Annotated in this window: 14 protein-coding genes; 13 read left to right on the forward strand and 1 reads right to left on the reverse strand. The window is 37.4% G+C overall.

Translation table 11 applies throughout. From position 1 onward, the window contains the following. Positions 1 to 43: 43 nt before the first annotated feature. Positions 44 to 1,108 carry an Rpn family recombination-promoting nuclease/putative transposase gene (locus ACQRBN_RS04305; RefSeq protein WP_427737732.1) on the reverse strand — a complete coding sequence of 355 codons (1,065 nt, stop codon included), beginning with the start codon at positions 1,106 to 1,108 and terminating at the stop codon, positions 44 to 46. Between the two features lie 447 nt (positions 1,109 to 1,555). On the opposite strand from ACQRBN_RS04305, the gene ACQRBN_RS04310 reads away from it, so the two are divergent. The 13 genes from ACQRBN_RS04310 to ACQRBN_RS04370 all read left to right on the forward strand — a co-directional run bounded on the left by ACQRBN_RS04310 (position 1,556) and on the right by ACQRBN_RS04370 (position 17,628). Beyond that, the gene (locus ACQRBN_RS04310) at positions 1,556 to 3,445 is read left to right on the forward strand and encodes an alpha-amylase family protein (RefSeq protein ID WP_427737733.1); all 1,890 of its coding nucleotides are present in this window, start codon (positions 1,556 to 1,558) and stop codon (positions 3,443 to 3,445) included. 316 nt (positions 3,446 to 3,761) lie between these two features. Then, positions 3,762 to 5,618 carry a polysaccharide biosynthesis protein gene (locus tag ACQRBN_RS04315; RefSeq protein ID WP_427737734.1) on the forward strand — a complete coding sequence of 619 codons (1,857 nt, stop codon included), beginning with the start codon at positions 3,762 to 3,764 and terminating at the stop codon, positions 5,616 to 5,618. Positions 5,619 to 5,732: 114 nt separating this feature from the next. Beyond that, positions 5,733 to 6,338, forward strand: coding sequence for a sugar transferase (locus ACQRBN_RS04320; RefSeq protein WP_427737735.1), 606 nt, complete (start codon positions 5,733 to 5,735; stop codon positions 6,336 to 6,338). A 43-nt stretch (positions 6,339 to 6,381) separates the two neighbouring features. Continuing rightward, a complete protein-coding gene (locus tag ACQRBN_RS04325; RefSeq protein WP_427737736.1) occupies positions 6,382 to 7,215 on the forward strand; it encodes an aldolase/citrate lyase family protein in 834 nt (277 codons plus the stop codon). Between the two features lie 20 nt (positions 7,216 to 7,235). Continuing rightward, positions 7,236 to 8,126 (forward strand): NAD(P)-dependent oxidoreductase, encoded by an 891-nt coding sequence (locus tag ACQRBN_RS04330; protein WP_427737737.1) that lies wholly within the window; start codon positions 7,236 to 7,238, stop codon positions 8,124 to 8,126. A gap of 287 nt (positions 8,127 to 8,413) precedes the next feature. After that, complete coding sequence (locus tag ACQRBN_RS04335; RefSeq protein WP_427737738.1) at positions 8,414 to 9,769, forward strand: hypothetical protein; 1,356 nt, start codon at positions 8,414 to 8,416, stop codon at positions 9,767 to 9,769. A gap of 11 nt (positions 9,770 to 9,780) precedes the next feature. Continuing rightward, complete coding sequence (locus ACQRBN_RS04340) at positions 9,781 to 11,151, forward strand: Na+/H+ antiporter NhaC family protein (protein ID WP_427737741.1); 1,371 nt, start codon at positions 9,781 to 9,783, stop codon at positions 11,149 to 11,151. A gap of 23 nt (positions 11,152 to 11,174) precedes the next feature. After that, on the forward strand, positions 11,175 to 12,308 hold the full coding sequence (locus ACQRBN_RS04345; protein ID WP_427737742.1) for a glycosyltransferase family 4 protein: 1,134 nt from the start codon (positions 11,175 to 11,177) through the stop codon (positions 12,306 to 12,308). A 23-nt stretch (positions 12,309 to 12,331) separates the two neighbouring features. Beyond that, positions 12,332 to 13,417 carry a polysaccharide pyruvyl transferase family protein gene (locus ACQRBN_RS04350; RefSeq protein ID WP_427737743.1) on the forward strand — a complete coding sequence of 362 codons (1,086 nt, stop codon included), beginning with the start codon at positions 12,332 to 12,334 and terminating at the stop codon, positions 13,415 to 13,417. Beyond that, entirely contained in the window at positions 13,417 to 14,646 is a 1,230-nt protein-coding gene (locus ACQRBN_RS04355; RefSeq protein WP_427737744.1) for a Coenzyme F420 hydrogenase/dehydrogenase, beta subunit C-terminal domain, read from the forward strand. The genes ACQRBN_RS04350 and ACQRBN_RS04355 overlap by 1 nt, the downstream gene beginning before the upstream one ends. A 40-nt stretch (positions 14,647 to 14,686) precedes the next feature. Further along, the gene (locus ACQRBN_RS04360) at positions 14,687 to 15,673 is read left to right on the forward strand and encodes a glycosyltransferase family 2 protein (protein ID WP_427737746.1); all 987 of its coding nucleotides are present in this window, start codon (positions 14,687 to 14,689) and stop codon (positions 15,671 to 15,673) included. Between the two features lie 52 nt (positions 15,674 to 15,725). After that, positions 15,726 to 16,832 carry a glycosyltransferase gene (locus ACQRBN_RS04365; protein WP_427737748.1) on the forward strand — a complete coding sequence of 369 codons (1,107 nt, stop codon included), beginning with the start codon at positions 15,726 to 15,728 and terminating at the stop codon, positions 16,830 to 16,832. Then, the gene (locus tag ACQRBN_RS04370; protein WP_427737749.1) at positions 16,810 to 17,628 is read left to right on the forward strand and encodes a hypothetical protein; all 819 of its coding nucleotides are present in this window, start codon (positions 16,810 to 16,812) and stop codon (positions 17,626 to 17,628) included. The genes ACQRBN_RS04365 and ACQRBN_RS04370 overlap by 23 nt, the downstream gene beginning before the upstream one ends. Positions 17,629 to 17,641: the final 13 nt, after the last annotated feature.

Consider the following 17,641-nt stretch of genomic DNA (forward strand, 5'->3'; position numbering starts at 1 on the left):
GCAATCGTTTATAGTAAAGATTGTTTAGAACATGGATGAATTATTATTTCTGTGTCCGCTGGGATGACCATATGGTTAGAAATTCTTCCGGTGTTTTTGCAGGGTTGGATTTTACAATATCATAGAACGCCTGAATTCGTTCCGGTGTTTCTTCCAGTTCATCTGCAATTTCTTCCAGGCTCTTTCCCTTGAGGATTTTTTTGTGGACTAAAGCAATCAGAGTGGATGCGTGTCCCTCGTTCCAGCCCGTATCATGCCCTTCGTTCCAGCCTTCTTCCCGGCTGGTGCGTCGAATCTCCTGTACATCATATGCTTCAAAACTATCGAATAGCATGGGAAATCTCCTTTCCAAGATCTGATCGGTAAAGTCTGCAATCTCATCCTTCGGGACATTGATACGATGCATAAATGTGGAGACTACCGTAGCAATCACCTCCAGCAGATGCCGTGGGGAATTCTCCTGCAGATTCTCTAGATAATCCAGTGGCAGATCTTTTAACTTCTTAATATCTTCTGAATTCTTCAACTTATTCACGAACATGACCAATGAAAATTCGTTTCTTTTGCTGATGATTTCATCATCCGAATAATCGTGCACTCGTATGACTTCATATCTGAAATCAGGGATATATTCAGCAAAAATATTATTTAGGGCAATACGGTCTGCAAAGTGAGTCGCAACGTTCCAATTAGTGGTTCCCTCGAAATAGACAATCGGAAGAATGGCAGGGTATTTGAAATCCTTTGTTTTTGTGATGCCCTTCTTCTTTCGCTCCATCTCTTTTTCATAATCGGTCCAGATCATTACCATATAGCGTAGTAATTTCATTACCATCGTATAGTCAACCTTTGACTGATGTTCAATAATAGTAATCAGGTACATGGCCAGATCGGGATTCAGGTGAATCCGTTTTACGACATCTGAATCACGTTCATTGTCCCACATGGTAACAAAACGGCTGCTCATGTCTTCAATCTGCTCGGCTTTCAGGCCTTTCAGGCAATCAATTGGCACATAGCCATCCAGGAACTGGGCACACATCTCGGCATTTTCGAAGATGATCTTGGCTCCTTGGTCTTGTTCGTTTCTAACAGTTCCTTCACTCATAGGCACTTCCTTTCTATACGGTATGAGTGGTCGGAATGGAAGATAACAGAATATTTCTGTTTCTTTTTATTATAGATGAATTATGTAAGAATTCCAACCAGTTTCTCATACGGTATCGGTATTATTCTGTTATAGAGTATCGTAATTGTTCTGTGAATCGTTGGCTGAATCAGTCCTGGAATACAAAGAAATTTATCGGATGTATAATATAGAGATAGTGTAACATAATGATATGGGAAATGCGACAAGAAATTTGCTTTTATAGTAAAAAATATTTATAACAAACTGGTGATAAGTTGTCAAGTGCTAAAATAAACAAATATTATGATGGATATTCTCACAGGCTCTATCTTGGAAAGTCTTGAAATGAATTGAGGCGAAAGTGTATAATAATCCATAATTAAAGGGAAGAAACAGGTAACTTTTCAGGAGGTTAAAGATATTGCTATGGAGAAAGAAACAAAGAAAGTAACGGCAGCAGAAAACGCAGCCGGTAAAACTGCCGCGAAGGAAGTATATAATAAGAGATTCGAGAAACATATGGATGAGTTGAGATGGCTCTACATGGAACTCTATGATAACAGTTCTATGTATGCAGAGTTATGTGATAATCTGCATCGTTTCTACGAAGAGCGTAATGATGATCTGAAAGCAATTGATCAGTTAAGAGAAGCATCTCCGGACTGGTATAAGAAGAATGATATGCTCGGAATGATGTTCTATATCGATAATTTTGCCGGTAATATGAAAGGCGTAGAGTCCAAACTGGATTATCTGGAAAAGAGCAATGTAAATTACATTCATCTGATGCCATTTCTTGATACGGTAGAAGGACGTTCTGATGGTGGATATGCAGTGGCTGATTTCCGTAAGGTTCAGGAGAAACTGGGAACGATGGAAGACCTGGAGAGTCTGACTGCAGCCTGCCATAAGAAAAATATGAATGTTTGCATGGATTTCGTAATGAACCATACATCCGAAGATCATGAGTGGGCGAAGAAAGCGCGTCAGGGAGACGGTGAATACATGAGCCGTTACTTCTTCTATGAGGATTATTCTATTCCGGCGGAATATGAGAAGACGGTGCCACAGGTATTCCCAACTACGGCGCCTGGGAACTTTACCTGGCTTCCGGATGCGGAACATTTTGTACTGACATCTTTCTATCCATATCAGTGGGATCTGAACTATAAGAACCCAAGGGTATTCAACGAGATGATGTATAACTTCCTATTCCTGGCGAATAAGGGGATTGATATTATCCGTATCGATGCGGTTCCATATATATGGAAAGAACTATATACACAGTGTAGGAATCTGCCGCAGGTACATACGATCGTGCGTATGATGCGTATGATCAGTGAGATCGTGTGCCCCAGCGTATTGCTTCTTGGCGAGGTTGTCATGGAGCCTGAGAAGGTAGTGCCTTACTTCGGAACGGTCGAGAAGCCGGAGTGCCATATGTTATACAATGTTACGACGATGGCAACTACATGGCATACGGTAGCAACCCGTGATGTCAAATTATTAAAGCAGCAGTTGGATGTTGTAAATGGTTTGCCGAAGGAATATGTGTTCCTTAATTATCTGCGTTGTCATGATGATATTGGCTGGGGACTGGATTATCCGTCACTTGCGAAAGATGGTATGTATGAACGCCCTCACAAACAGTATCTGAATGATTATTTCCAGGGATATGCAGGGGACAGCACCAGCCGCGGAGAACTCTACAATGCAGACCCGGTAACAGGAGATGCAAGATTCTGTGCAACAACGGCGTCCATGTGTGGTATCGAAAAGGCTGGATTCGAGCAGGATGAAGAAGCGATGGAGAAGGCGATTCAGAAGGATGTGATGCTTCATGCTTATATGTTCATGCAGTCTGGTATTCCGGTGCTGTACAGTGGTGACGAGATTGGACAGGTGAATGATTATTCCTATAAGGAAGATCCGCATAAGGCAGAAGATTCCCGATATATCCATCGTGGAGCGATGAACTGGGAACTGGCTGAGAATATTACAGATGCAAATACTGTGGAGGGAAAGGTATTCCAGAGACTGGATCAGTTGGAGAAGATCCGTAAGAGCGAGCGTGCATTTGTATCTAACGCGGATACATGGACGATTGAGACTTGGGATTCGAGCATTCTGTGTATCGGAAGATATTATGAAGGTGAGAAGATCATCGGATTATTCAACTTCAGCGAGCACGATAAGACGGCGTGGATCAATGAGACGGATGGCGAGTATGAGGATATGATCTCCGGAAATAAGATGGAAGCAAGAGGAGTGAATATTCCGGCATTCGGGTTCTATTATCTGAAGAAGGAATTCTAAAAAAAGAAAGAGTTCTAAAAGAAGAAAAAATCTTAACAAGAATAAAAAAGAGTCAATATGAATTCTATCTGAAACAGAAGATTCATATTGACGTTTTTTTAGTACTCAGCATCTACCAGAGCATTTCATTATTGAATACGAATGTTAGTTTAAAATATATGAGTCAGTTAAGTCTTTGTTAAATAAATATAAAATGTCACGAAGCGTAACAAAACGTCAATTGTAATAATTAAACCTTCCGAAGAGAATAAAATTGTGGTATAATAACAAATTGAATGTAAGTGAGAGAGATACTTTAGATAAGAGGGATATATAAATGAGAACGAAAAAATTCAATTATCAACTAGTGATACGCAGAATTTTTTTAATCTTGTTAGATATTATATGTATTATACTAGCTTCGTTTTTTGCTTTAGCAACAAGATTTGAATTCATTATCTATCAGATTCCGGAGGAATATCTGGCAGAATTGACAAGATACGAGCCGATGTTTGTACTATCGACAATCATCATATTTGCATTATTTAGAATATACAGCAGCCTGTGGGAGTACGCGGGACCGCAGGAGATTATAAGTATCGTATGGGCATGTGTCGTATTAGGAGTATTAGAACTTGGAATTGTCATATTGAGCGGAGGATTCCTTCCGAGGAGTTATTATCTTCTTAGGACCATCTATCTGGTTATATTCGTGATCGGAACAAGGTTCTCTTACCGCTTGATAAGACTTAAGAAGCAGAATCGCAGTCTTCCGTGGAAACAGCAGAGAAAAGTTATGATCATCGGGGCAGGAGAGGCCGGTAGGTCATTGCTTGTTGAGATTCAGAACAGTAAGTATTTGAATCAGAGAGTGTGCTGCGTGATAGATGATGACCCGAATAAGGTTGGAAAATATATACGTGGTGTTAGGGTGGTAGGAGATCGCTATAGTATTAAGAAATATGCACATAAATATAATATACAGCAGATTATCATTACTATACCATCTGCTTCTGTAGTCCAGTTGCGACCGATATTAGATATCTGTAAAGAGACAGAGTGTGAACTGAAGATGCTTCCGGGAGTATACCAACTGGTCAATGGAGAGGTGAGTACCAGTAAACTGCGTCCGGTAAGTATCGATGATCTGTTAGGCAGAGAAGAAATCCAGGTTAATCTGGATGAGATTATGAGTTATGTATCCGGCAAAGTAGTTATGGTCACTGGCGGAGGAGGATCCATTGGAAGCGAGTTATGCAGACAGATAGCCAGACATCATCCAAATCAGTTGATTATCTTCGATATCTATGAAAATAACGCATATGATATTCAGCAGGAATTGCTGCATGATATTCCTAAACTGAATCTGGTTGTGCTGATTGGTTCCGTAAGAGATGAGAACCGACTGGATGATATCTTCGGACAGTATCATCCGGACATCGTCTATCATGCAGCTGCGCATAAGCATGTTCCGCTGATGGAGAATAGTCCGAATGAGGCGATTAAGAATAACGTGCTGGGAACTTATAAACTGGTTCAGATGGCTCATAAGTGGAAAGTAGAAAAATTTGTCCAGATCTCAACAGATAAAGCGGTCAATCCTACGAATATCATGGGAGCATCCAAAAGAATCTGCGAGATGATTATACAGACATTCGATAAGCACTCCGATACAGAGTATGTTGCGGTGCGTTTTGGTAATGTGCTGGGAAGCAATGGAAGTGTAATTCCGCTATTCAAGAGACAGATTGCAAGCGGAGGGCCTGTAACAGTAACGCATCCGGACATCATCCGCTATTTTATGACCATACCGGAGGCGGTATCTCTGGTGCTGCAGGCGGGGGCCTATGCAAGAGGCGGTGAGATCTTCGTGCTGGATATGGGAGAGCCGGTTAAGATCATGGATCTGGCGAAGAATATGATTCGGTTGTCCGGGCTTATATTAGGGAAGGATATAGAGATAGAGATCACCGGACTTCGTCCCGGGGAGAAGTTATATGAAGAACTTCTGATGGATGAAGAAGGAATGACAGATACTCCGAATAAATTAATCCATATCGGGCATCCGATTGATGTAGATGAAGGAAAATTGTATCAGGCTCTGCAGGTGCTGGATGAGGCTGCTGAGAATGAGACGGATGATATGAGGATGATTGTGGAGAGTATCGTGCCGACTTATCATCCGAAGCCATAGGTAGCAGATAAAGGTAGGGATATGAAATATCGCTACCTTATGTTGCATAGTAGCATATGGAAAGATTTTGTGAAGTTATAAAATTCTTATAAGCAGAGTCGGGGGAAGAAAAGAATGTATAAAAATGGATTCAAAAGGGTGATAGATTGTATCGTATCCTTCCTTGTCTTAGTTATAGGTGCAATTCCAATGTTGTTGGTTGCTCTACTTATAAAAATTGATTCGCCGGGTCCGATTTTATTCAAACAGGAACGAATCGGAAAAGATGGGAAAGTGTTTAAGATATTGAAATTCAGAAGTATGTGTCAGGGAGCGGAACATACAGGTTCAGGCGTTTATTCCGGCAAGGGTGATTCGCGTGTTACACGGATAGGTAGGATTATCCGTGCTACTAGTATCGATGAACTTCCCCAGGCAATCAATATTTTAAGAGGGGATATGGCTTTAATTGGTCCGCGTCCGCCGCTTACTTATCATCCCTGGCCTTATGAAGAGTATACAGATGAGCAGAAAAGAATGTTTCATGTTCGTCCTGGTATTACCGGATGGGCACAAGTGCATGGGAGAAAGGATGTTGAGTGGCACAAGCGAATTCAATTAAATGTTTGGTATGTGGATCATGTATCATTTTTGTTGGATGTTAAGATTTTCTTTATGACAATATTCAAAGTTCTAAGTAACGCTGATAATGAGAATGTAGGAGAAACCGTAAAGAGATGAGATAAGTTTGGCATATGCTTGTTATTGAAGAAGAGGAAGAATTATGGGATTAAAATTGATGTACATAACAAACAGACCTGATGTTGCAAAGATTGCGGAGAACGCAGGTGTAGATCGTATCTTCATTGATATGGAGTATATTGGAAAGTCGGAACGTCAGGGTGGAATGGATACAGTCCAATCACACCATACAGTAGAGGATATTAAAAGGGTGAAAAAAGCTGTCCATACATCAGAAATAATGGTTAGAGTGAATCCGATTCATGATGCAACGGCAGATTACTTTTCTTCAAAAGAGGAAATTGATGCAGTTATTAAGGCTGGTGCAGATGTCCTTATGTTACCTTATTTTAAGGCGGTGGATGAAGTCAATGAATTCGTAGAGTTGGTGAATGGTCGGGCAAAGACATTGCCATTGGTAGAAACACCGGAAGCGGTTGGGATTATAGATGAGATTCTAAAAATCAAGGGAATCGATGAAATCTTTGTTGGCTTGAATGATTTAAGTTTGGGATATGGAAAGAAATTCATGTTTGAACTTCTTACAGATGGCACAGTGGAAAAATTATGTTTGAAATTCAAACTGGCCGGAGTCCCGTATGGATTTGGCGGTATTGCTGCGCTTGGTAAGGGGATGCTTCCCGCAGAATATATAATCAGAGAACACTATAGGCTTGGTTCTACATGCGTGATTCTTTCAAGAAGTTTTTGCAATGTAAGTAAAATAAACGATTTGGATGAAATAAATACAACTTTTCTGGATGGTATAAGAGGGATTCGTAATCTGGAGCAGGAATGTAAGAAATACAGCGATTATTTCAAAGAAAATGAACAGATTGTTGCAGAAAAAGTGCAAATGATTCGTGGCAATATGTAAGATAAAAAGGAGAAACCTACATGAATCTATTGATTACGGGAGCATGGCAAAGCGCAAAAGAGAATATTGGTAAAATTGAGCAGATGGGACATGTGGTTTCTTTTTGCCAATATGAAAAGGATGAACTGCCATGCGAATATGAGTGGGTAGAGGGAGTTATTTGTAATGGACTGTTTCTTTACCATCCTATTGAAAGGTTTAGTAATTTGAAATATATACAGTTGACAAGTGCGGGATTTGACCGTGTTCCTATGGAATATGTGAAAGAACATGACATTGAGATTCATAACGCACGGGGTGTTTATAGTATTCCTATGGCGGAGTTTGCTGTAAGCGGAGTGTTGCAATTATATAAACAGGCATCTTATTTTCGTGAGAATCAGAAATTACATAGATGGGAAAAGCATCGTGGTTTGAAGGAACTGTATGGTAAGACAGTATGCATAGTCGGATGTGGCAGTGTGGGCACAGAGTGCGCAAAGCGGTTTCAGGCTTTTGGGTGTAATGTGATTGGAATAGCGACTTCTGAAAGAGAGCAGTTATATTTTGATGAAGTGAAAGCGGCTGATACTTTAGATGAAGTACTTGTTCGGGCGGATGTAGTTGTGCTGACGGTTCCCCTTGCGGAAGATACCTGGCACATGATTGATGAAGAACGATTTGAGAAAATCAAGAATGGAGCAATTCTTGTTAATATTGCAAGAGGAGCAATAGTTGATGGTAATGCATTAGAGAAAGCATTGGATGGACGACTGGGTGGCGCAGTTTTAGATGTGTTTGAAGAAGAACCGCTAAGTGCCGATAGCCCTTTATGGAATAAGGGGAATGTAATCATTACATCACACAATAGTTTTGTGGGAGAAGGAAACCAGGAGAGACTTTGTCATACTATATTTAGTAATATGGAATGAGGAGCAAAAGAAAGGAAAGTAAGATGTCTTATTATTCACCAAATGAAATGAAAAAAGTTTTGAATGACTGTCCGGAATTCAGGGACAAATTATATTGCAGGGGATTCTTAATTACGAATGAAAAACAGAATCTTGCGGAGGGTTATCCTTTTTATTCGAATTGGATGGAATGTACTATTGCAGATGGAAAGTATTTTATCTATACACATAAAGAAACTTATGTGTATGTATATGAAAAAGAAGGATATACATACTTTTTGATTGGTCATGCATATGATCCATATAATATGGTGATAGATGAGAATGAACTTTTAAAACGCATGGCAGAAGCCAGACAAAGTGGAACTGATGCTTTCTGGAAGGAAGAAAGCAATCTGACAGGTGTTTTTTGCGTAGGATATGCTACAAAGAATGGAGTAGTATATTCAACGGATTGTGCTGGAATGCAGTTGGTTTATCATGGGACAATAGATGAAAAATTATTCGTAACTTCTCATAGCAAATTAGTTGCAGATTTAAAGGGATTGCAGCAAAGTAAATATATTAAAAAATTAATAAATAATAGATTTTGGCATTATTGGGGGACTTGGTTACCTGGAGATTTATCACCATTTACAGAATTAAGAAGAATGCAACCCAATTGTGCCGGGATCTATGAGGAAAAGAGCGGACGAATCGTTACAAAGAGGTATTATCCTTTTTATGAAGTGAAGGAAACCCGGACAGAGGAAGAATATCAGAATACAATTCATGAACTTGGACAAATTATGTCCAATACGATGAAATGTATTGCTGATAAATGGCCAGAAAAAAAAGTTTCTATTTCGGTAACCGGGGGACGGGATAGTATGACAGCGCTATCTTGTGCTAATGGGATATACGATAAGTTTTCTTATTTTAGTTATATTTCTAATGTGGATGAATCTGTGGATGCGGAAGCGGCACAAAAGATATGTAAATATCTGGGGTTAAAGCATGAACTGTACGAAATACCAGAGGAATGGGATGGATATAAATACTTAGATGTATTTAAGAAAGTAATGGAATGCAATGCAGGATGTATAGGAGAGAATAATACGAATGATTTGAAAAAAAGATTGTATTTTTCTCAGAACCCGCCATGCGATATAGAAGTTAAATCTTGGGTTAATGAGATGGGAAGAGGATGGTATTATAATAAATATAATAAGAAAAAATTCCCGAAATATCCATATCCAAGTTACTGGAGAGCTATGCATAAAGTGTATGTAACACCGTGGCTGATAAAAGAGACGGATAAAGTTTTCGCGAATTATCTGAAACGATATTATAGCAAAAAGACATTTGACAAGTTGTCGTGGTTGGAACTTTATTTTTGGGAATTTGCATGGAGTGGCGGAGAAGGTGTCTTTCTGACATCGGAGCATCGGGTATCTTATGATATTACGATACCATTCAATAATCGAAAATATATAGAGAAAATGCTTACAGTTCCTTTGGAAAAAAGAAAAATAGATGCGATTCCTAATGATTTAATAACATATATGGAACCTAGAATTGTTGAAACAGGCATTGTAATAAAAGATATTTCACATACGAGTTTCAGGGCATTTATTGTAAGAATTTATTTGGAGATTTTTTCAAAGATAAGATTCCGTATTTGAGGAGAAATGTTATGAGTTATGGAATATTGACATTGCTGCCAGCCGTGCTTGTAATAATGACGGCTATCAAGACAAAACGTACAACGGAAGCTTTGCTGATGGGAGTCGTTTCTTCGTATTTGATTATTTGTATAGCTGATGGAAAGAATTTTATTACAACTATAACGGATTCTTTCTTTAGTGTAATAACAGATTATGATACAATGTGGCTGGTAATTGTATGTGGTTTGTTTGGAAGTTTGATAGCACTTATTAATGCGGCAAATGGTACACATGCAATTGCAAGATTTCTGGGAAAGATATGTAAATCACAGAAATCCACTTTGCTTGTTGCCTGGATATTAGGTATTATTATTTTTGTTGATGACTATATGAATATCCTGACGATCAGTGCATGTACAAAAAAATTGTCTGATGAAAGGAAAACACCGCGAGAAGCATTGGCATATGTTATTGATTCAACGGGAGCGCCTGTTTGTGTCTTACTGCCGTTTTCTACGTGGGCCATATTTTTTGCAGGTGTTTTTTATGAACAGGAGAGTGTGAAGAATCTTGGATATGGAAATGCTATTCAGACTTATATTCATGTAATTCCATATATATTTTATGCGATTGCGGCATTGCTTATAGTTCCGTTATTTATTTTTGGAATTATTCCAAGACTTGGAGCGATGAAAAAAGCTTATGAGAGAACAGAATTAACTGGGGCAGTGTATAGTAAAGAAAGTGAGAAACTTAATAGGCAGGAGCATGAGGAAGTTGATATCAATGCCAGTATTTGGGACTTTTTAATTCCTATTGCAACTTTAATAATCGTACAGTTGGTAACAGATGATATGTTTGTGGCTTTAGTTGCCGCTATACTTGTTTGTGCTTTCATGTACATACCAAGAAAAAAGCTATCGGGTGGAAAATTTTGTGATCTTTGGATTCAGGGATTTGCAGATCTGGTTCCGGCTTTGGCCATTATTATTACAGCATTATTTATGAGACAGGCTTCTGAAGACTTGATGTTATCCGAGTATGTTATTGGAATCATTCAGCCATTGGTGAGTGCAAAAATATTTCCTATGATTGCCTTTATTACCGTAGCAGGATTAGGGTTTATTACGGGAAGTAATTGGGGAATACCGGCGGTTTGCGCACCTATTATTATTCCGTTGGGTGCGGCACTTGATGTAAATTTGTTGCTCGTTATGGCAGCCATTGTTTCTGGTGGTACGTTTTGCAGTCACGCTTGCTTTTATTCAGATGCAACAGTAATAACTTCAAGCGCTTGTGGAATTGATAATATGGATCATGTGTATACGCAGATTCCCTATGCAATTCTGGCACTGATAATTGCATGTGTAGCATTTTTGATTGCAGGATTGGTTATGTAATTTCATCAAAAGGAAATAGAATTATGAAAAAAGTATTGCTTACAGCGACGGTACAGAGTCATATCGGACAATTTCATCGCCCGTTAGCGGAGGTTTTACATGAGAATGGGTATGAGGTGCATGTGGCGGCGAGGAATAACCTGGCAGAGAAGAATGGGCTGGAGTTGGATTTTGCAGATAAGATATATGATGTTCCGTTTTCTCGTTCACCGAAAAGTCTTGATAACATAAAAGCATATCGACAATTAAAAAAGATTATTGAACAGGAATCTTATGAAGTGATTCACTGTAATACACCTATGGGTGGTATTGTAACTCGTCTTGCTGCTGTTGGAGCAAGGCGAAAGGGAACGAAAGTGTTTTATACGGCTCATGGCTTCCATTTTTATCAGGGGGCTCCTAAGAAGAATTGGTTGATATTTTATCCTATTGAGCGAGTTATGGCGAGATTTTGTGATACGTTAATCGCTATTACGAAAGAAGATTATTTGCTCGCTGGTAAGAAATTCCATACTAATATTGAGCGTATACATGGTGTTGGCGTATATACAGATCGTTATCATTCAGTGAATTCTGAGACAAGATGTGCCATGAGGCGAGCAGAGAATCTAGAGAAAGAAGATTATGTGATTCTATGTACTGGAGAACTGAATGATAATAAGAATCAAAAAACTCTGATAGCAGCGACACCTATTCTCCGAGATAAGATTCCGAATCTCAAAATTCTTTTGGCTGGGAATGGTCCCCTAGAGGAGAAATTGAGAAATCAGATTATCAAACGAGGACTAGAAGATAATATTAGACTTCTGGGGTATCGCACAGACTTGGAGAAAATTACTCCTGCTGTTGACTTAGTTGTATCTTGCAGTTATCGGGAAGGTCTTCCATTGAATATTTTAGAGGCTATGCTTTGTAAGAAGCCAGTAGTTACATCTATTAATCGGGGACATAAAGAATTAGTGAAAAACGATTTTAATGGTTACATGATTCCGGCGGATGATATGAAACAGTATATATCTAGAATCTGTATGCTTTATGCTAACCCTAGCCAGGCCGCAAAGATGGGAATGAACGGATACCGCAAGGCTCAGGCGTATACGGTGGAATCAGTAAAGCAGGAATTAAAGAGAATTTATAATCTGAATGATGTAGGATAGTATATACTCTATGGTGGTATGATATGAAGATTGGAATATTAACACATTACAATGTAAATAATCAGGGGGCACAACTTCAGATGCTTGCCATGAAGTATTATCTGGAAGATATGGGGCATCAAGTGTGTATCTTGACTTATGAGAAGAACTTTGATTTTGATCAAAGTGAAGCAAGTAAAAACAGTATGTCTTTGCGTAATTTTCCTTATTATGTAAAAAATTATCTGATTGAAAAGGGAATTGGTCTTACTTTATTTAATACTAGAAAGGTATTGGCTCACAAGAGATCATGGAAGGAGTTAGAGTTCCAGCCCTATAATCATAATGATTGTGATATTATTATTATAGGTAGTGATGAGGTATATAGCATTGATGTGGGGTGCAATAAGATGATGTATGGATATAATCTGAATAAACCTGCAATTGCTTATGCACCTGCATTCGGAAGGACTACAGAGGAAGTATTAAAAAAATTCAATTGTTATGATATGGTAAAGTCAGGTCTTAGCAGTATGTATAGACTTTCTGCAAGGGATACACATACCAGGGAAATGATTTACAATATGACAGGACAGCAGGTTCCTTTGGTTAGTGATCCGGTTCTTTTGTATGATGGGCATGAATTTATCACATCAGTAAAGCCAATAAAGAAGAAATATCTTTTGGTGTATTCTTATGATAGAAATATGGTGGATAAGGATGAGGTTCGTAATATTAAGCGCTATGCAAAGAAACATGGATTAATTACGGTATCTCTTGGGACATATCATAAGTGGTGTGATAAGAATATTGTCTGCAATGCAAGGGAATGGTATTCATATTTTCAAGATGCGGAGTGTGTGGTTACCGACACTTTTCATGGTACTGTTGTAGCAATCAAAAATCATTGTAATGTTGCAGTATTCATTAGAGAGAGTATTAATGCCTTTAAGTTGCAATCATTGCTCGAAGAAACAGGATTACAGAAAAGAAGATTAAAATGTCTAACGGCAAAAAATCTGGAATATGTGTTGTCTCAGACAATTGATTACAAAGAAGTAGATGCGAAGATTGATGTATTGCTTACTGTTAGCAGACGATACTTAGAAGAAGCACTGGAGAAAATTTAATGAAAGAAAATATCATGAAAATGGCAGAACACCCTTGCTCAGGATGCGGCGCATGTGTGGCTGTTTGTCCAAAAAAAGCAATTCGGATTTTTTTGGATTCAACTGGATTTTTCGTTGCAAAGGTAGAAGATAATCTCTGCATTCGTTGTGGACTGTGTGTTCAGGTCTGTAATCGTTTTGTAGAAAGCCGGAAAATGGTAAGTTTGTATAATGCAAAATTGTATGCTTTGCAGAGTTCCAATGAGAAAACAGTGAGGAAGTGTTCGTCAGGCGGCGTTGCCCATGAACTTGCAGTAATGGCAATTCGTAAGGGATATAAAGTTGTTGGTGCTGTGTATAACCTAAAAACTAATCAAGTGGAGCATAAGATTGTAAATGAGTTGAAAGATATCTCTAGTCTGGACGGATCGAAATATCTTCAGAGTAATCCCTCTGAGGCATTTCGAGAAGCAGTGTTAGATGCAAAAAACAATTCGGAGAGCCGATTCTATGTATTTGGAACGCCTTGCCAGATTGCAGGTATGGATAGGGTGTTGAAAAAGTATCATATCCGTAATCAGTTTTTATTAACGGAAATCTTTTGTCATGGTGTTCCAAGTTATAAAGTCTGGGAAGAAAATTGTAAAAAATTGAAGAAAAAACTAGGAACCAGTACTTTTGATTCAGTCCTGTTCCGATATAAGAAGAATGATTGGCATACCTATTGCTTAAGAGTAGTTGCCAATGGAAAGAAATATTACGGTGCCCGGGAAACAGAGATGTTCTGGCAGGTTTTTTTTGAGAATATTCTGCTTAGTGATGCTTGTTATAAATGTAAGGCTAGAAAAGAATATTCTTCAGCTGATCTTCGAATTGGTGACTATTGGGGGGCTAGGTTTCAAAGTCATACAGATGGTGTCTCAGCCGTTTTTGCCTGTACTTCTCAGGGAAAAGAAGTGGTGGAAGGTTTGATCAGTACTAATCGTTTCTATGTTCTGAAGGAATCAGATGCTACGGATATGTTAGCGGCGCAGAATATGGAAGGTTATTCCCAGCAAAAACTGCATGATGAGACAATGGAAATTCTCAGGGAAAGCGGTAATATCAGAACAGCCATTCACTATTACCGCTCAAGAATGACTGGAAAGCAAAAATTAAAACGTATTCTTCTGCGAATAAGTGCTGTAATTCCAGATGGCTTACGTGCTAAACTACGTAAGGCGAATAGTAGCAGATTACTAAAAAAGTAAAAAATTAATGTATATATGAAAATAAAAAGAGTAAGAGAAGATGGATATAAAATATTCGGTAATTATTCCCGCTTACAATGCAGAAAAAACTTTGGAGCGGTGTTTAAATAGTTTAATTGTAAATCGTCGTGACGATGTGGAATTGATTTTGATTAATGATGGTTCAACAGATCAGACAGAAAAAATATGTTTATGTTTTGCAGAACAAAATAAGAATGTCCATTATTTTTGGAAAGAGAATGGCGGTGTGTCTTCAGCAAGAAATTTGGGGTTGGACTATGCCAAAGGTAAGTATATTTTGTTTGTAGACAGTGACGATTTTGTTAAAAAGGAATATTTTGATGTGTTAGATAAAGCGTTGCAATCAAATGTAGATTTCTTGCTTTTTGGAAGAATCATTTATGATGGTATTGATTTTATCCAACAATCTGTTAAAACTTGTTTTGCAAATTCAGACGATATTGTATCAAATATTTTGAGTTTGGCATTAAAGCGACAATTATTAAATTCTCCCAGCAATAAGGTTTTTAAACGACAGTTAATTGAAAAAAATAAAATTAGATTTAATGAGAGATTACCAATTGGTGAGGACAAAGTTTTTGTTGTTCAATATATTATGTATGTTAAAACAGTTGAGTTCATAGATTATCCGATCTATGTCATTTCTGTTGAAAATGAGGATTCTTTATCAAGAAAAAAAAGGGACAATTTAAGTGATTATATATTATTAGAACATCTATTGCTGTTTCGGATGGTTTATGAATCGGATTTAAGTGATTTAAATAAACGAAAATACTTAAAAGCACTAAATTATTCTTATTATCGAAGCGCATATACAGTTATTGCAGAATTATATAAATTCGATTGTTCTAAAAAAAGTAGATTAAAGTATACAAAAGTAATATGTAATAGATATAATAAGTTAGTGAAATGTAAGTATAGAGATTTTAAATGTATGCTGATTGCATTTCCGATCAGATGGCAGTTATGTAGAAGAATAGATTATGTGTTGTGTAAGAAATTATAAATAAAAGAAGTAACTATAAAAAATTATTGATAAAAAATTGGATAATAAACAAATGGATAAAATATTAATTATTTCTGGAGGATTGCAAATTGGCGGTGCAGAAAGAGTGGCTGCAAATATAAGCAAGTATGCTCCTAGGGGAAAATATGAATTTCATTATTTGGTTTTTGAAGGAATTGGTAATGTATATGGAGCGGAAATCGAAACTAGGGGCGGAAAGGTCTTTATTTTACCTTCGCCAAGACAAGGCTATAGAATTTATATACGTTCGTTAAAACAATTATGTGACAAATACCAGTATGTTGCCGTTCATTCGCATACAATGTTTAATTCGGGAATTAATTTATTTGTTGCAAAGTGTTGTGGTATTCCTTGTAGAATTGCTCATTCACATACAACGAAGACGGAAGTTAAAGTTTCTTTGATTCAAAAATTATATCAGCAGATAATGCGATTTATAATAAGGATATTTTCTACGGATTTAATGGCTTGTGGAGTAGAGGCCGGATATTGGATGTTCGGAAAAAGAGCATTTGACAAAAAAGGGGTTGTTATTAATAATGGCATTGACATAGATATTTTTAGATGGTCTAAAGAGAATAGAGATAAAATTCGGGAAATATATAATATCTATGATAAATTTGTAGTAGGTCATTCGGGTACAATTATACCTTTAAAAAACCAACGTTTTTTGATTGAATTATTACCTGATTTATTAAAAAATAATTGCGATACAGTGCTGATGCTTATAGGTGGCGGTAAAAAAGAAGATATAGATAATCTAAAAAACTTGGCTAATCAACTGGGCGTGGAGGAAAATGTTATTTTTACAGGTGCTGTCATGAATGTAAATGAATATTTGAGTGCACTAGATGTATTTGTATTTCCCTCTTTTAGGGAAGGGACTCCACTTGCATTGCTTGAAGCACAGACAAATGGTTTGCCCTGTATTGTGTCGGATTGTGTTCCGAGAGATGCTTTTGTTACTGATTTGGCAATTCAGTTGCCATTGGAAAGGCGGCAATGGATAGAAAGGATTATTGATTCTAAGAGGGAAAATGCTGCTAAGTACGCGGAAATAGTTAATAGTGCAGGATATGGAGCAACTGTTGCTTATCAAACGATTTATGAAGTTTATGAGAAAAAAGGAAAAAGGTGATATTTTGAAAAAAGCACTTGTAAGTCTCTCTTTTGATGATGGGAGAGATGATAATTGGGACATAATAAACAATATAACAATTCCAAAAAATATTCCAGTTACAGTGAATGTAACAACTGGTTATATAGATAAAACGTGTCCCTTAAATCTTTTGCCTACTAGTAAAGATGCAATTACTGTTGATAATGTAAAAGAATTTTGGAATAGTCCTTTAGTGGAATTGGCTTTGCATGGGGACTACCATCTTAACACAGAGGAAGATCTTAAGAATGGAAAACATAAACTCGAACAATGGCTGAATTTACCATTGGATTCAAAATTTGGATTTGCTAGTCCGGGTTCTGGAATGGATGTAGATGAGTTTAAAACATCTGATAGTGTTTTTTTACAAAATGAAATTTTATATATGCGCACAAGTTTGCGAATACATAGTTATACTCAATTTAGAGTGTTTTGCCGTAAAGTGGGAAGGATAATTCACCTGCCTGTTTTTTATAAGATTGCATATAAGGATACTCTGATGTCTCAATGTGATGATAGAATTATATATAGTGTTCCAGTGTTAAAAGATATTACATTTAATCAAGTTAAGGGATTAATAGAGTTATGTATTCGAAGAAAAATGTCAATTACATTGATGTTCCATAGTATTTTGCAAGACACAGTTAAAGAAGATAATTGGACATGGGACAGAGAGAAATTTATAAAACTGTGTGATTATTTAAAGAAAAGAGAGAGAGAAGGAAAGATAGAAGTTTGTACTACAAATAAACTTTATGAGCAGATTAAAGTTTGAAAATAGTTAGTGC

This window comes from Bariatricus sp. SGI.154 (assembly GCF_050313795.1).
Classification (GTDB): Bacteria; Bacillota; Clostridia; order Lachnospirales; family Lachnospiraceae; genus CAMBRQ01.

Coding starts and splice junctions, on each gene's coding strand:
- ACQRBN_RS04305 (WP_427737732.1), bottom strand. CDS start 1,108: ATGAGTGAAGGAACTGTTAGAAACGAACAAGACCAAGGAGCCAAGATC.
- ACQRBN_RS04310 (WP_427737733.1), top strand. CDS start 1,556: ATGGAGAAAGAAACAAAGAAAGTAACGGCAGCAGAAAACGCAGCCGGT.
- ACQRBN_RS04315 (WP_427737734.1), top strand. CDS start 3,762: ATGAGAACGAAAAAATTCAATTATCAACTAGTGATACGCAGAATTTTT.
- ACQRBN_RS04320 (WP_427737735.1), top strand. CDS start 5,733: ATGTATAAAAATGGATTCAAAAGGGTGATAGATTGTATCGTATCCTTC.
- ACQRBN_RS04325 (WP_427737736.1), top strand. CDS start 6,382: ATGGGATTAAAATTGATGTACATAACAAACAGACCTGATGTTGCAAAG.
- ACQRBN_RS04330 (WP_427737737.1), top strand. CDS start 7,236: ATGAATCTATTGATTACGGGAGCATGGCAAAGCGCAAAAGAGAATATT.
- ACQRBN_RS04335 (WP_427737738.1), top strand. CDS start 8,414: ATGGTGATAGATGAGAATGAACTTTTAAAACGCATGGCAGAAGCCAGA.
- ACQRBN_RS04340 (WP_427737741.1), top strand. CDS start 9,781: ATGAGTTATGGAATATTGACATTGCTGCCAGCCGTGCTTGTAATAATG.
- ACQRBN_RS04345 (WP_427737742.1), top strand. CDS start 11,175: ATGAAAAAAGTATTGCTTACAGCGACGGTACAGAGTCATATCGGACAA.
- ACQRBN_RS04350 (WP_427737743.1), top strand. CDS start 12,332: ATGAAGATTGGAATATTAACACATTACAATGTAAATAATCAGGGGGCA.
- ACQRBN_RS04355 (WP_427737744.1), top strand. CDS start 13,417: ATGAAAGAAAATATCATGAAAATGGCAGAACACCCTTGCTCAGGATGC.
- ACQRBN_RS04360 (WP_427737746.1), top strand. CDS start 14,687: ATGGATATAAAATATTCGGTAATTATTCCCGCTTACAATGCAGAAAAA.
- ACQRBN_RS04365 (WP_427737748.1), top strand. CDS start 15,726: ATGGATAAAATATTAATTATTTCTGGAGGATTGCAAATTGGCGGTGCA.
- ACQRBN_RS04370 (WP_427737749.1), top strand. CDS start 16,810: ATGAGAAAAAAGGAAAAAGGTGATATTTTGAAAAAAGCACTTGTAAGT.